Source organism: Nonomuraea sp. NPDC049714 (genome assembly GCF_044465295.1).
Classification (GTDB): Bacteria; Actinomycetota; Actinomycetes; order Streptosporangiales; family Streptosporangiaceae; genus Nonomuraea.
In genome coordinates, this window is the sequence record NZ_JBITLM010000014.1 from 1 (window position 1) to 12,357 (window position 12,357).

The window sequence follows — 12,357 nt, forward strand, 5'->3', positions numbered from 1 at the left end:
CCCAGTCCTCCACCTTGATCACCCTCCAGATTGAACTCTGCAGGGGGTCAGATTTCGGCCGTCGCCTGGGGGTCAGTATTCACGCGCCGTCGACATCTTGCCCGCCACCCACCGCCCAAGCTGGGCGCCGAGGCGCTGACCGCGCTTCTGCCGTTCGCTACGAATCAGAGGTTGGGAAGGGGAGCAATCGTACGCTCAGCGATGCTATTCGGGGAGGGTATAACGGTATCGGGTTGGTTGGAGGGCTTGGTCTGCTGGCTGCCAGTCTGTCCAGCGGCGAAGTCGGCCTCCGTATGTGTGAATGCTGCCATCGGCTTTACGCTCGTAGTTGATCTGGTCGACGACGACAAGGTCGGTCCGGATCGTCCGTGCGTGTGCGACTTCGGCGACGGTGAGTTCCACGTTGTCGACGGTACCGATGGAGCCCTTGACCTCAATGTGAAGTTCTTCGTTGCCTTTGAAAGCCCGAAGGTCATAGGACGCGATGGCGCCAACGTCCATCACGGTGTGGTCGGGGTAGCAGGCCGCCGCGCAGTGCACGGCGTACTGCTCAACCGCGCGTCGTACCAGTGGGTCGGCCTGGTAGCCGGCACCACTCCGCGGGCGCGCTGCTCGTGCTTCGACCTCGAAGGCGGGTCCCTGCTGGGCTCCAAGGCGCAGCTGGCCTGGGAGCACATCTGAAAGCTCGCTGCGAGACTCGGTCGGGCGTGAGAGGTCCGCGGCGAGCCTGGCCGAGTCCGCCAAGCCGTATCCTGGCACGGTCAAGCGCAGGCGGATACGTTTTGTACTGTTGCCACCCTTTACTGCGCCAGCTGCCTGTCCGATCGAGGACTGGGCGGAGCAGAGTTGCAGCCGCAACTCTTCCGCATCGGTACTGGCATCCAACTGAATCGGCGCATCGAACAGTCGACGTTCCTTCTCCTCCAAGGCTCGCGTCACTCTGGAGTCGACCAAGCCCTCCTCAAGCACCGCCCGACGGTCCGCTAGACGGGCCAGCAGCAACCGCAACGCAGGCCGATACTGCACGTTCCGGGCAGCCCGATTGGCCGAGGTCCCAGAGCTGCTCTCCAGAACCAGCGACAGGATGCGCCCACCCGGTTCGGCCTTGACGTCGTACTCGGCATCTAGAACGTGTCCGTCATCATCCATCATGCGCACAGGCCTCAGTCTGCCAAGTACCACCGACACTTACTTGTGATATCGCGACAACCCCGAGGTTCTCGGACTTCACACCGCGTGACCCGATAACGCGGCACTGTCGCAATCTCGCTAACGCCGTTGCTAACCGCTCCTCCGGAGGGTTCTGCGTACTTGGACCGCCCAACATTCTGGAGGGCCGCACAGCGCGTCCTGACCTGACAGCCTGGAAGGCCCTGCTCCTCCGTTGCTTCTGTAGACAACCGTGCCCGAAACGGGGAGGGCATCAGTGGCGCAAAGAATCGCGGACGAGCTGTAGCGTTATGTCGTGGCCACCATGCCTCTTCCCAGTTCGGCCGACGCGTCGGCACGGATGCGCAGGCAACGTCGCAGGGACACTGCCCCTGAGCTCGCCGTCCGGAAGCTGCTGCACGCCCACGGGCTGCGGTATCGAGTGGCCTGGCCAATACCTGGCATGAAACGGCGGACCGTCGACATCGCCTTCACCCGAGCAAAGGTCGCGGTGTTCATAGACGGGTGTTTCTGGCACTCCTGCCCTGAGCACGCCACCCGTCCTGCCGCAAACGACACATGGTGGTCAGAGAAGCTGGCCAAGAACGTCGCTCGCGACGCAGCCACCAACGAGCACCTACATCAGGCAGGATGGCGTGTCATTCGAATATGGGAGCACGAAAAACCATCAGAAGCAGCCACTCGCATCATCAATGAGGTCATTCGGCACTGACGCGCAGGCGGAGCATAAACTACACGTCGCTTTTGCGGTGCAACGGCAGCGAGCATGACCGTCCCAATGCCTATTACACAGTCGCATCGCGCTGGGCATGCACGGGATTATCTTTCCTGCTCGACGAGCCGGGCAGCCTACTTCCGCAGGTCGAACAAGGCAGACCAGCCTTAAAATCCGCGCTCTCCTACAGCAGGGACTGTGTGCCCGCCCGCCTCCTGAGGCCGAAGGCCGACGTATCCCGCTGTGTGGTTCAGGCCCTACCAGCGGACGTAGGCGACTGCGGACCGGCGGGGACCGCTGAGGCGTTTCGGCTACAGGTAGCGCCTGCGGATTGGGACCAGGGTGGGCCCACCAAGGGTAGAGGACAGGGCCGCGGTGATGAGGATGGCGCCGCCGACAGCGAAGGTGGTGGTTGTGTCCACCTGCCCTCAGAACATTAGCGACCCTGCGAAGCCAGCACCTCTGCTCCTTAACCTGCGGGAACACCTCACGCAACGCCGACAAGAACCCGAGCGCGCCATCCCCGATCGCCAGCACTGGCGCTCGCATCCTACGCCGTTTGTGGTCATGGAGCAGATTCATCCTCCTACATCAACAAGCGAACGAACCACATCGCACGTTCGTTTGCTCCTCTCGTCGAAACTACGCTCCCGGATCTCTTGATTTCGCCGAGATCGCCACCTTTACGGTTTTTTCTGTTACCCACAACATATGCGTAATGACTATAGCAGCAAAGGCAACACCGGCGAAGCACACAACGACGGCGACCCTATTCGCACTGGCTTCCCTGTCAATGATTAACGCAAGGAAGGAACAAAGTGTTGTAGCGGCAGTCCATCGCATACTTCTCGTATACGAGTTGAATAGACGTGGCCATTGCCTAGTGCGACGCAGTATTTCGAATCTTGGAGAGCTTGCGAAACTCAACGCGACTGCGACAGTCGCAATTATGAAGCCAAGAAGGCTACCGTGAAGGCTAAGGATCGCTGCATAGATCTCTTTTCGGCGATCCTCTAGAACGCTAAGGATTATAGCGTCAACCGGGGATATCAGCGATAGCCGATACAGAGCAGACGAGGCTAGGGCAAAGACGATGAGTTCACTGGCGAAAGGGGGGACACGCCGACGGACCACCGGTTACACCTCTTAGGGGACATAGTTGGAACCCTCAGAGGACACACTAGCGGACGAGGCCGACAAAAGATCTTCACGCAACTCCACGTAGGCCAAGGTTATCTGACGGTAAGCGTCTTCGCTGTTAAGGTCTCGGGATCGCTCGTTCTGGCGGAGAAATTTCCTCCTGCTAATAAGTTGGTCTTCGAGAAGATTGATCTCATCCGCCCGACCGGTCTCACTATCTACTACCGTCGCTTTGAGCTCCTGAGTCTGGTATCGGAGATCTTGCCTGCGAATGATTCGCCGCAAGAAGGTGATGAGATCGGACTTGAGATCGACTCGTTTGTATGGTTCGGGCTGCAGAGTCAGCCCGACGACCGCGGCGTCGCTTCCGGCAGCGGCAGCATCGAGGGCCTTACCCAGCGACTCATTCGCTTCCTGAATGACTGACGCATACGACCTGCGGACACGAATCGTGAGCTTTCGGACGGACTTTGCCCCTTCTAGCTGCCGTGCAACGTCATTCCGGAGCAGGGCTTCGAGTACGAATGAAGGCGCGGCCCCTGACAACGCATGCGTCATATACGCCGGGAGGCGCTTGGCTCGCGGACCGTAGAAGTTATGCTCAACGCCGATGATTCCGTTGGGGAACAAGCAAATATGGGATGTCTCACAGAGCCCTTCATCATCCCCGAGGTTAAGACGCCGGAGAGTCCCCCGCCTTTCCGACTGGGGGAGCGCATTTCTGCGAATTGTTCCAAGGCGGATTTTAGCTATCTCGCTGGAAGTATCGTCGATCCAGACGCACAAGCTGCTGCCGTCGGCCTGACTCATGTACCGACGGCTGTCGCCTTCGAAGGGAAGATCTTCTATCGCCTTGAGTCCTGCGAGCAGCTCCGCGTCGATGTTCTTAGGCATGCCAGATTCATCGGAGCCAGCGTCTATTCGGTAGAAGTAGACACTGCGCTTGATCGTGGGCAGCTTGGGGCGAGACCGCCGAGGCGGGGATGTCGCGGAGCTCATATGCATAGGATGCCATGAGACAGAAGCCTTTGTACGCATGGCGTAGTTTCATCGGGTATGCTGCAGGCCCCAATATCCCTTTTGTGTCGATCTGGCCCACAGCGTTCCTCTAGGCGCCGTGTTGCTTGCAGAGTTCCTGCGTAGAGCGCCCGGTGGGGTGCTTGTATGCGGGCACCGAACGAGCATCGATGTGTCCATCCAGCTCGAAGATCATTGGGTGCAGGGAACGAATCGAGGTAGGCAAACATCTGGCTGCCCACATGGACACCGCGTCGCCGTGAGCAGTTGACTCTTATGCTTCCCATAGAAGGCGATCTCGTATCTGCAGGCCGTTGCAACGTTCAGGACGTCGCCGCGAATCGGGGCGGCAGCGATCAGGTGGTGGGTGGCCTCATCAGATTCGGGGACAAACGCGGGATGATCTTTCTGATAGCGCGAGCGCCGCAGAGCTTCTACCCAGGTCAGAGCACATAAGGCAGGCGTACAGCCACCGCTCTCCTAAAGCGGGTGCCGCAGGTTCGAATCCTGCCGGGGGCACTCACCCAGATCGGCATTTCAGGCCCCTGACCTGCGGTTTCACAGCCGCAGGTCTTTTACTTTTCGCCCTTGGTAGGCAGCCAACGGTGCCAGCATGCAGCCGGAAGACCATGATCAGGGGACACGCACGGGATGATCTTGATGGCGTTTCCCCAGCTCAGACCCTAATTCTCCGCTACTCGGCCTCCGGTACCCGCTCGGCCATTGGACGAACGCCACGGGTGATCATGCCAAATGCGTGCGGAAACCCATTGAAGGTGCACGCCTACCCGCCAAGTACGTGGTACTCGACTTCGCGCACGTGGACTTCCGCCCGTACTCCTACCAGCGCGAAATCCTCGACGAACTCGACGCCGAGCGGCAGATCCACAACCGGTGGCGCAATCTGGTCGTCATGGCCACCGGCGCCGGCAAGACCGTGGTCGCCGCGCTCGACTACCGGCGACTGCGCGCGACAGGGCAGGCGGAGTCGGTGCTACGTAGGGACGAGGAGACGGGCGGAGCCCCCGCCACTTGACCTTCGGCGCCTTACAGTGGTCAGTCGCTACGCTCGCATGCCGTGAGATGACGGCTCTCGCCCGCCAGGCTTCGGGACAGTGGGCCGAGCAGCAGCGTCAGCCCAGAGAAGACCACGACGGGGCGAGAACCCCCTGAAGGGCCTAGCGCAGCCAGCGGGGGCCGGGAGCGCCGTTCGTCAATCCCATGGTGGCGGCCACGACCACGAGCAGCGAGCACGACGGCCAGGCGAGAGCGAGGACTTAATCGCATGAATCGATTTGCCGACGAATGGATGGTTATGTCCAGAGCCTCATCGCAGAGGCCCGGCAGGAGTGGGTCTACGCGACAACGCTGGGTCCGGCGTGGGGTCCAGGATGGCCGCGACCGATGTGATCAAACTCTTCTCCCAGGCTGAGATTCCCGGTGTGCTTTGGCCGAACAGCAGTCGGGTATCGCCCGGCACCGCGATGCCGGTGGCCACAGGTACCAGTCGACCCACAGCGGGAGTGGACCGATGTTGTACATGGCTCCGGCGTACCCGCCGCCAGCCGCGTTGTTCGGTTGCTCCAGGATGAGCAGGGCGTCGTCCACGGTGGGCGACCATCGACCACGATCAAATCGACATCGCTCCGCACATCGCCGTCGCCACGTCCAAAGGAGCCAGCCAGATACAGCGTCCGGTGCCTGCATCGTGACTGTTTGGGCCACCTCGCGCGCTCACGGGCTGCGGACAGAGCCGCCACGAGGGCGTGGGCCTCCTGGGGATCATAGCGGTGAAGCTATCGGGCGACGCTCGCTGGTGACTGGCAGGAGAGCGGCGCCGCGAGCGCCTGCAAGACTCAGTGCGAGCAGGAACATGGCCGCGCATCTCTTGTTTTGGTCCATGCTGCCAACGTTTTCGTGCGTAGACCTATTTAAGTCGGGGTCCATCAGCGTCTCCATCACCTAGAAATGATTTCAAGCGGTGGCATGAACCTGACTTTTCCGTCAGCGGGCGTGGCGTGATGATGACGTGGTGGGGAAGAGGCGAAAATTATGGTGGGTAGCAGCCGTCGCACTTCTGGTGGCGGCGATCGCCGAGGGTAATTCCACGTTCGGGTGGAACGTCCTGATCGACCCAAGCAATCCGAACGCCAAGTATCTGGGGATCCTCAACCAGACCGTCGGCATCATCGGCGTCTTCAGCAGCATCGCCATCGGGCTGTACCAGATCCGGCTCAGCAGAAGGGCGGGCGGATCCGCCCCGGCCTCTGAAGGGCAGCAGCGACAGGACAGGTCCGGCGAGACCGCCCTCCCGTCCACTCCCGTTCCACGCCGGCAGTCGGGCATCCTTGCGGCCTCGCCGTAGCAGTTCTGACTCGTCGGGAGATCTGCGCCCAGCGGCCGGCTGAGTACCCGAAGAGCCACCTGATTGAGGAGCCTGGTCGATGGCTTGGAGATGGCGACCAGCGCCGTCAGCACGCCGGGCTGGGTCGTCTTGATGAACTCCTCGCCCCACTCCTTACCGAGCCTGCCCGCGCGCTCTGCGTTGGCGTACGCCTCGGCCAGCGGGCCAAGGGCCTCCTTCCCCTCCTTGAGGGTGTCGGGTGGCACTCCCTTGTCCATGGCCGGACCCTTGTTCTTCATCCACTGCATGAACAGCGCGCGGAATTTGTCCGGCCCGAGAGCCGACAGCAACGCGGCAGCGTAGGCAGGGTCGTTCAGTTTCTGCTTGGTCGCCGCCACGGCGGCGGCCACCTTGCGCCAATTCTCCGGCGAGTTCTCGATCTCATACTGCTTGAGCTTCGTGCTGCCCGAACCGGCGCATGTGCTCGTGGGGATTCCGGGCACCGAACCCGGCCACGACGCCGGGCCTGCGGGGAACCGAGATGTGGCTGGCCGTCATCTGGCTGTTCGCGGATCTCGCCGGGGTCTCCGGCGCGCTGGGATATCGGCCGCGCGGTGCGCATCGGCGGCTCGCTTGCATCGAGAGGGTCAGGATCCTTTGCAAGGCTTACGAATTGCCAGGAAATGACGGACTACGAAATCGCCCGGTGACTGATCTCGAAGCGTGCCCGCAGAAGAGCGCAGGGAACGCATCGCGGCCACCGTCGAGGACCGCGGCTTCGTCCACATCGGCGAGCTGTCGAAGTCGCTCGGCATCTCCCGAGTCACCGACCGGGGCGGCGGCACTGTGCGCCCGCTCCAGCACTTCCTCGTCAACCCGCTGGGCACCGGCATCCTGGAGCAAATCAACGCCGACACCGCCTTCCTCGGCTGCGACGGCGTGCACCCGTGCCGGGGCTTCACCAACCTGAACCTGCCCGAGGCGGAGCTGAAGCAGGTCATGATCCGCTCGTCGGCGCGCTGGATCATGGTCACCGACGGCTCGAAGGTGGGCAGGGTCGAACTGGCGCCCCTCTGCGAACTCGACGACGCCGACCTGCTCATCACCGGCGCCTCGGCCGACCGGCAGACCGTCCAGGACTGCCGGGACGCGGGGCTCGACGTCGAAGTGGCCGAAGAGATCTGATCCGCCCGGCTCTTTCCCATCAACAAGAAAGGGAAAGAGCACAAAGGATCTTGGTGATCGGACCCGCGCCGTGCGCTCTCAACGCAACGGGCGCTCCGCGAGCCCCAGGTGCAAGGCGTGCATCTCGTCCGCGAACCGCTCCACCGGGCCCTCGACGAGCACGCCCGGCGCCACCTCCCGCACGGACAGCGGGGCGAGCGGGCCGGGCCCGGTGCGCCAGCGGCCGATCTGGGCCCTGGAGGTCGCGTAGACGATGCGGCCGAGCCCGGCCAGCGCGTGCGCCGCCGCGCACATCGGGCAGTGCTCGCCCGAGGTGTAGACGGTCGTCGCGGCGCGCTGCGCGGGTGACAGGCCAGCCGCGGCCCACCGGGCGATCGCCAGCTCGGGGTGGCGGGTACGGTCGAGGGTGTTCACCTGGTTGCGCTCCTCGTGCAGCACCTGTCCCTCCGGGTCGGCGAGCAGCGCGCCGAACGGCTCGTCGCCGGCGTCGAGCGCCTCGGCGGCCAGGTCCACGCAGCGGCGCAGGAGCCGCAGGTCGGTCTCGGTGATCATGTGAGGCGGCCCGTCCCGTGCGGCTCCCCCGCGATCAGCGACTTGGGGATGCGGCAGTGGACGCCCTGGACGAGATCGACGACCTGGGTGATGGCGAGGTCGCCGGCTCCGCTGAGGTAGAGGTAGGCCTCGTCCGCGCTCATCCCGGTCAGCCCGCTCAGGAGGCGGACGGCCTGGCGCACGCACCCGCGCATGGCCTCGCCGAGGTCCTCGTCCAGGCCGAGCGTGATCCACGCGTCCGGGGTCTCCGCGAGCGGCCAGGCCGGAACGTCGGCGACCGGTGGTGGCGCGGGCGTGAGCGACAGGCGGACGGTGGCCCGCAGTGAGCCCTCCAGCGCGGTGAGCGCGACCTCGCCGTTGCCCTGGGCGAAGTGCGGATCGCCCACGTAGAATCCAGCGCCCTCGCACTGCACGGGCAGGTGGAGGGTGCTGCCCGCAGTCAGCTCGCGCAGGTCGAGGTTGCCGCCGAACGGCCCCGGCGGGATCGTGCCGCGTGCCTCACTGCCGGCCGGGGTGACGCCGCACAGGCCGAGGAACGGCCGGACCTCGATCAGCGCCGTGCCGCCCTGGTGCGGGAAGACGGCGTGCCGGCCGTCGGGGGTCAGCGCGCAGAAGCGGCTGACCAGCGGCTTGCCCGGTAGTTCGCCCGGCAGGGCGCCGCGCCCGTGACGGCTGGAGATCACCCCGTACGGCACGCGCGGCTCGAACCCGAGGAAGTCCACCCGCAGCCAGTCCCCCGGCCGCGCCCCCCGTACCCGCACCGGGCCCAGCACGAGGTGCGGGCCCAGCTCCGGGACGAGCCCGGAGGCGGCGAGCCCGGCCGCCTCCGGCAGTACTCCCCCAGCCGGCACGCCGTACGCCCCGAAGTAGGAGACGGGGTCGCGGCCCTGGTCGGGCATCAGCCCCTCCTGCGACACGGTGTCGAAGACGACCACGTCGCCGTTGTCCACCTCCAGGACCGGCGGGGTGCGTTCGGTGGGCAGCGATCCCCAGGAGACGGTGCCGGGAGCGCAGCCCAGGTGGTGCCTCATCGGGCGGCCCGCTTGGCGAGGTACTCCCGCCAGCCGCCCGGCTCGGTGATCTCGGTGACGCCGGGCAGGCCGGCCGGGTCCGATCGGCAGACCATGCTGAGCGAGCCCCGGCCGTCCTCCAGCTCGATGACGGTCAGCTCCAGTTCGGAGGGTTCCCTGGGCAGGAGCCGTTCGCGCAGGTCGGTGTAGGAGATCTGGTACGTCTCCCCCGGCACGCCCCAGCCTCCCGCGCCGGCCGGCAGCAGTCCCGGGAAGGTGTCGTGGAAGGAGTAGAACCGGTAGCGGGGCGCGGTGCACACCTTCCCGGTGAAGCGGGCCACGGCCAGGGCGTCGTTCAGCTCCCCGCCGCTCATCGCCTGGCCGTTGACGAACATGGTGACGTGCTGGTCCATGAAGGAGGCTCCTAGAGGGTGGAGTTGCCGTGCCCGCGCAGCGCGTGCACGCGTACGGCGCGGACGGCGCGTTCGGCGCCGCCGCTGGACAGGTCGTCGAGCAGGGCCCGGTGCTGGGACACCGGCTCGTGTCCGGACTGCTGGACGTAGTCGTCGGTGGGGTACAGGAACGCCTGGCGTTCCAGGAAACCCGAGGTGATCGTGGAGAAGGCGGCCCGGTTGATCGCCATGTGCAGGTCGAGGTGGGCCATGGAGAACTGCGGGCTCACCATGCCGTGCTCCTCCAGCGCCCGGCCCAAGGGGTCGAGCAGGGCGTACAGCGGCGCCCAGTCCACCTGGCCGACCTTCTCCGCCAGCAAGCGGGCGGCCACCTCGTCGAACGCGACGCGCAGCAGGTGCATCTCGGCCCTGGCCGCGCCGTCGAGTTCGACGACGGTGAGGTGGCCGCGGCGCACCCGCTGGACCAGGCCGTCGCTGGCCAGGCGCTGCAACGCCTCGCGGATGGGGGTGCGGCTCACGCCGAGCTCCTCGGCGATCTGCTCCTCGACCAGGCGGGTGCCGCCGGTGTAGCGGCCGGTGGTGATGCGCTGGCGCAGGTAGCGGTAGACCCGCTCGCGGGCGATCACCGCGCCCGCGCCCCGGCCCGCGCTCTGACCAGGGCGGCGCGGCAGGCGTTGGTCACCCGCTGCATGTACGTGCCGGACATGACGCTCATCCCGGCGCGCAGGGCCAGGCCCTGGAGTGCGGAGGTGCGGTTGTTCAGGTCGAACAGCCGACCGCCCGGCGCGGCGATCGCCTCGAAGGGGAAGGCGAACGGGTTCCGCTCGGAATCCTCGGTCTCGCCCCAGGTCGTGGTGTTGACGATCAGGTCGGCCGGCCGGTCCAGGCCGGCGGGGGCGACGGCCTCGGCGCCGTACGCGCGAGCCCAGGCCGCCAGTGCCGTGGCGTCCCGCGCGCTGCCCACCAGCCGCGCCCGCGGCCAGGCCCGCCGTACGGCGTGCGCGACGGACCCCGCGGAGCCGCCGGAGCCGAGCACCAGCACGGCGGCCGGCTCGTGCCCGACCAGCAGGGTGTCCATCGCCGCCCAGGCCGCCCAGCCGTTGGTGTTGACCCCGGTCAGGCGGTCGCCGTCCCTGACGATCGTGTCGACGACGCCGGTGGCCGCGGCGGCGGGCGTGAGGTCGGTGACCAGCCCTGGCACCGCCTTCTTCCAGGGGCTGAGCACGAGCGCGAGGTCCCAGCCGGCGGCGGCGAGCAGGTCGCCGGGCGACGCGTATGCCGTCGCGCCGGCGACCTCGACCTCCATCCGCTCCATGGCGTCGTGCAGCAGGCGGCCGGACACGGCGTGCGGTGCGGTGGTGCCGATGCCGGCGAGCGAGGCCGTCACCGGGCCGGGGGCGCCGCGGGTCAGGCCGCACTCGGTGAGGCAGCCGTCGACAGCTCGGGCGAGGTTGTCACGCACGGGGCCGCACCTGCCGTCCCACCGGGCCGCCGATAATCCGGCCGCGGTCGAAGACGCGGTGGCCACGCACGTACGTGCCGACGACCGCGCCGATGACCTTCCTGCCTTCGTACGGGGTGACGCCGTGCGCCGACTTCAGCTCCGCGCCCGTGATCACGCCCTCCGCGTGCGGGTCCACCAGCACCAGGTCGGCGTCGGACCCGGGGGTCAGCGCGCCCTTGCCCGGCATCGACCAGCGGCGGGCCGGGGCGTACGAGGCGACCCTGACGATGTCCTCGACGCTCATGCGGCCCTCGGCGGCGGCGGTCAGCAGCAGCGGCAGCATGGTCTCCACCCCGACGAAGCCGCCGTGCGCCCGCCACACGTCCGGCTCGGCCTGCTCGGCGGCGGTGTGCGGGGCGTGGTCGGTGGCGATGACGTCCACGTCGCCCCCGGCCACGCCTTCCCACAGCGCGGCCACGTCCGCGGCCGGGCGGATCGGCGGGTTGAGCTTGATGAGGTTGCCGTGCGTGTCGTACGCCGACTCATCGAAGTGCAGGTGGGCGACCAGCACCTCGACGCTGACGCGGTGCCCCTGGGCGCGCAGGTCGCGGACCCGCTGCAGGCCGGCCCCGGTGGACAGGTGGTGGATGTGCGCCTTGGCGCCAGCCGCGCTCGCCAGCGTGACGAACCTGGTGACGGCCTCGACCTCGACGAACTCCGGCCGGCTGGCCAGGTGGGCGCGCGGATCGGTACGGCCGGCGGCCTTCAGCCGGTCGATGAACAAGCGCAGCAGGTGATCGTTCTCGGCGTGCGCGCCCACCACCAGGCCCGCCGCGGCGGCGGCCTCGAGCCCCTGGTAGATGGAGGCGTCGTCGGGGCAGCGGTTGTCACCGGTGGTCTGGCCCATGAACAGTTTGAAGCCCATGGCGCCCAGCCGGGCCATCTCGGTCATCTCGGCCGCGTTGTCCCGGCCGAGCATGCCGTACAGGCCGAAGTCCACGTACGCCTTGCCGGACACCAAGTCCAGCTTCTCCTGGAAACCCGCGGCGGTGGCCACCGGCGGGACCGTGTTGGGCATGTCCACGACCGTGGTGACGCCGCCCGCGGCGGCGGCCCTGGTGCCGCTGGCGAAATCCTCCTTCTCGGTCATGCCCGGCTCGCGGAAGTGGACGTGCACGTCCACCAGGCCCGGCAGGACCAGCAGGCCGGCGGCGTCCACGACGGGCACGCCTGGGGCCGCGAGCCGGTCGCCGACCGCGACGACCCGGCCGCCGGCGACCGCGACGTCGTGGCGATGACGGCCGTCGTGGGAGACGACGGTACCGCCGGTGATGACAAAGTCCACGCTGTCCGTGGTGCTCATGGTG

General features: G+C 66.5%; 12 protein-coding genes and 1 pseudogene. 3 read left to right on the forward strand and 10 right to left on the reverse strand.

The window, feature by feature from the left end:
- Positions 1-204 precede the first annotated feature (204 nt).
- Positions 205-1,152, reverse strand: a complete 948-nt coding sequence (locus tag ACIBQX_RS40265; protein ID WP_397014671.1) for a protein NO VEIN domain-containing protein — start codon at positions 1,150-1,152, stop codon at positions 205-207.
- A 322-nt stretch (positions 1,153-1,474) separates the two neighbouring features.
- Between ACIBQX_RS40265 and ACIBQX_RS40270 the strand changes: the two genes are divergently transcribed.
- On the forward strand, positions 1,475-1,882 hold the full coding sequence (locus ACIBQX_RS40270) for a very short patch repair endonuclease (RefSeq protein WP_397014673.1): 408 nt from the start codon (positions 1,475-1,477) through the stop codon (positions 1,880-1,882).
- 426 nt (positions 1,883-2,308) lie between these two features.
- Here the strand turns inward: ACIBQX_RS40270 and ACIBQX_RS40275 are convergent.
- Both ACIBQX_RS40275 and ACIBQX_RS40280 read right to left on the reverse strand, forming a co-directional pair.
- Positions 2,309-2,461: pseudogene (locus ACIBQX_RS40275) on the reverse strand (transposase); the annotation flags it as partial.
- Positions 2,462-3,031: 570 nt separating this feature from the next.
- Positions 3,032-3,919 carry a hypothetical protein gene (locus ACIBQX_RS40280; RefSeq protein ID WP_397014109.1) on the reverse strand — a complete coding sequence of 296 codons (888 nt, stop codon included), beginning with the start codon at positions 3,917-3,919 and terminating at the stop codon, positions 3,032-3,034.
- Positions 3,920-4,799: 880 nt separating this feature from the next.
- On the opposite strand from ACIBQX_RS40280, the gene ACIBQX_RS40285 reads away from it, so the two are divergent.
- Positions 4,800-5,078, forward strand: a complete 279-nt coding sequence (locus ACIBQX_RS40285; RefSeq protein ID WP_397014111.1) for a DEAD/DEAH box helicase family protein — start codon at positions 4,800-4,802, stop codon at positions 5,076-5,078.
- Between the two features lie 968 nt (positions 5,079-6,046).
- Here ACIBQX_RS40285 and ACIBQX_RS40290 read toward each other — a convergent pair.
- Positions 6,047-6,889 carry a hypothetical protein gene (locus tag ACIBQX_RS40290; RefSeq protein WP_397014113.1) on the reverse strand — a complete coding sequence of 281 codons (843 nt, stop codon included), beginning with the start codon at positions 6,887-6,889 and terminating at the stop codon, positions 6,047-6,049.
- A 220-nt stretch (positions 6,890-7,109) separates the two neighbouring features.
- Between ACIBQX_RS40290 and ACIBQX_RS40295 the strand changes: the two genes are divergently transcribed.
- On the forward strand, positions 7,110-7,571 hold the full coding sequence (locus ACIBQX_RS40295; RefSeq protein WP_397014115.1) for a hypothetical protein: 462 nt from the start codon (positions 7,110-7,112) through the stop codon (positions 7,569-7,571).
- Positions 7,572-7,649: 78 nt separating this feature from the next.
- On the opposite strand, the gene ACIBQX_RS40300 is transcribed toward ACIBQX_RS40295, so the two are convergent.
- From ACIBQX_RS40300 to allB, 6 genes are read right to left on the reverse strand one after another with little or no spacing between them, the layout of a single operon-like run.
- Positions 7,650-8,123, reverse strand: coding sequence for a nucleoside deaminase (locus tag ACIBQX_RS40300; RefSeq protein ID WP_397014117.1), 474 nt, complete (start codon positions 8,121-8,123; stop codon positions 7,650-7,652).
- Positions 8,120-9,154, reverse strand: coding sequence for an acetamidase/formamidase family protein (locus tag ACIBQX_RS40305; RefSeq protein WP_397014119.1), 1,035 nt, complete (start codon positions 9,152-9,154; stop codon positions 8,120-8,122). The genes ACIBQX_RS40300 and ACIBQX_RS40305 overlap by 4 nt, the downstream gene beginning before the upstream one ends.
- Positions 9,151-9,546, reverse strand: coding sequence for a gamma-glutamylcyclotransferase (locus ACIBQX_RS40310; RefSeq protein ID WP_397014121.1), 396 nt, complete (start codon positions 9,544-9,546; stop codon positions 9,151-9,153). Before ACIBQX_RS40310 ends, ACIBQX_RS40305 begins: the two co-directional genes overlap by 4 nt.
- Positions 9,547-9,557: 11 nt before the next feature.
- Positions 9,558-10,172 carry a GntR family transcriptional regulator gene (locus ACIBQX_RS40315; protein ID WP_397014123.1) on the reverse strand — a complete coding sequence of 205 codons (615 nt, stop codon included), beginning with the start codon at positions 10,170-10,172 and terminating at the stop codon, positions 9,558-9,560.
- On the reverse strand, positions 10,169-11,008 hold the full coding sequence (locus tag ACIBQX_RS40320) for a hypothetical protein (RefSeq protein ID WP_397014125.1): 840 nt from the start codon (positions 11,006-11,008) through the stop codon (positions 10,169-10,171). The genes ACIBQX_RS40315 and ACIBQX_RS40320 overlap by 4 nt, the downstream gene beginning before the upstream one ends.
- The gene (gene allB, locus ACIBQX_RS40325; protein WP_397014127.1) at positions 11,001-12,353 is read right to left on the reverse strand and encodes an allantoinase AllB; all 1,353 of its coding nucleotides are present in this window, start codon (positions 12,351-12,353) and stop codon (positions 11,001-11,003) included. The genes ACIBQX_RS40320 and allB overlap by 8 nt, the downstream gene beginning before the upstream one ends.
- Between the last annotated feature and the right edge of the window lie 4 nt (positions 12,354-12,357).

Excerpts from the sequence above, each read along its gene's own strand:
- ACIBQX_RS40265 (WP_397014671.1), bottom strand. The coding sequence starts at position 1,152 with ATGATGGATGATGACGGACACGTTCTAGATGCCGAGTACGACGTCAAG.
- ACIBQX_RS40300 (WP_397014117.1), bottom strand. The coding sequence starts at position 8,123 with ATGATCACCGAGACCGACCTGCGGCTCCTGCGCCGCTGCGTGGACCTG.
- ACIBQX_RS40280 (WP_397014109.1), bottom strand. The coding sequence starts at position 3,919 with ATGCCTAAGAACATCGACGCGGAGCTGCTCGCAGGACTCAAGGCGATA.
- ACIBQX_RS40310 (WP_397014121.1), bottom strand. The coding sequence starts at position 9,546 with ATGGACCAGCACGTCACCATGTTCGTCAACGGCCAGGCGATGAGCGGC.
- ACIBQX_RS40270 (WP_397014673.1), top strand. The coding sequence starts at position 1,475 with ATGCCTCTTCCCAGTTCGGCCGACGCGTCGGCACGGATGCGCAGGCAA.
- ACIBQX_RS40305 (WP_397014119.1), bottom strand. The coding sequence starts at position 9,154 with ATGAGGCACCACCTGGGCTGCGCTCCCGGCACCGTCTCCTGGGGATCG.
- allB (WP_397014127.1), bottom strand. The coding sequence starts at position 12,353 with ATGAGCACCACGGACAGCGTGGACTTTGTCATCACCGGCGGTACCGTC.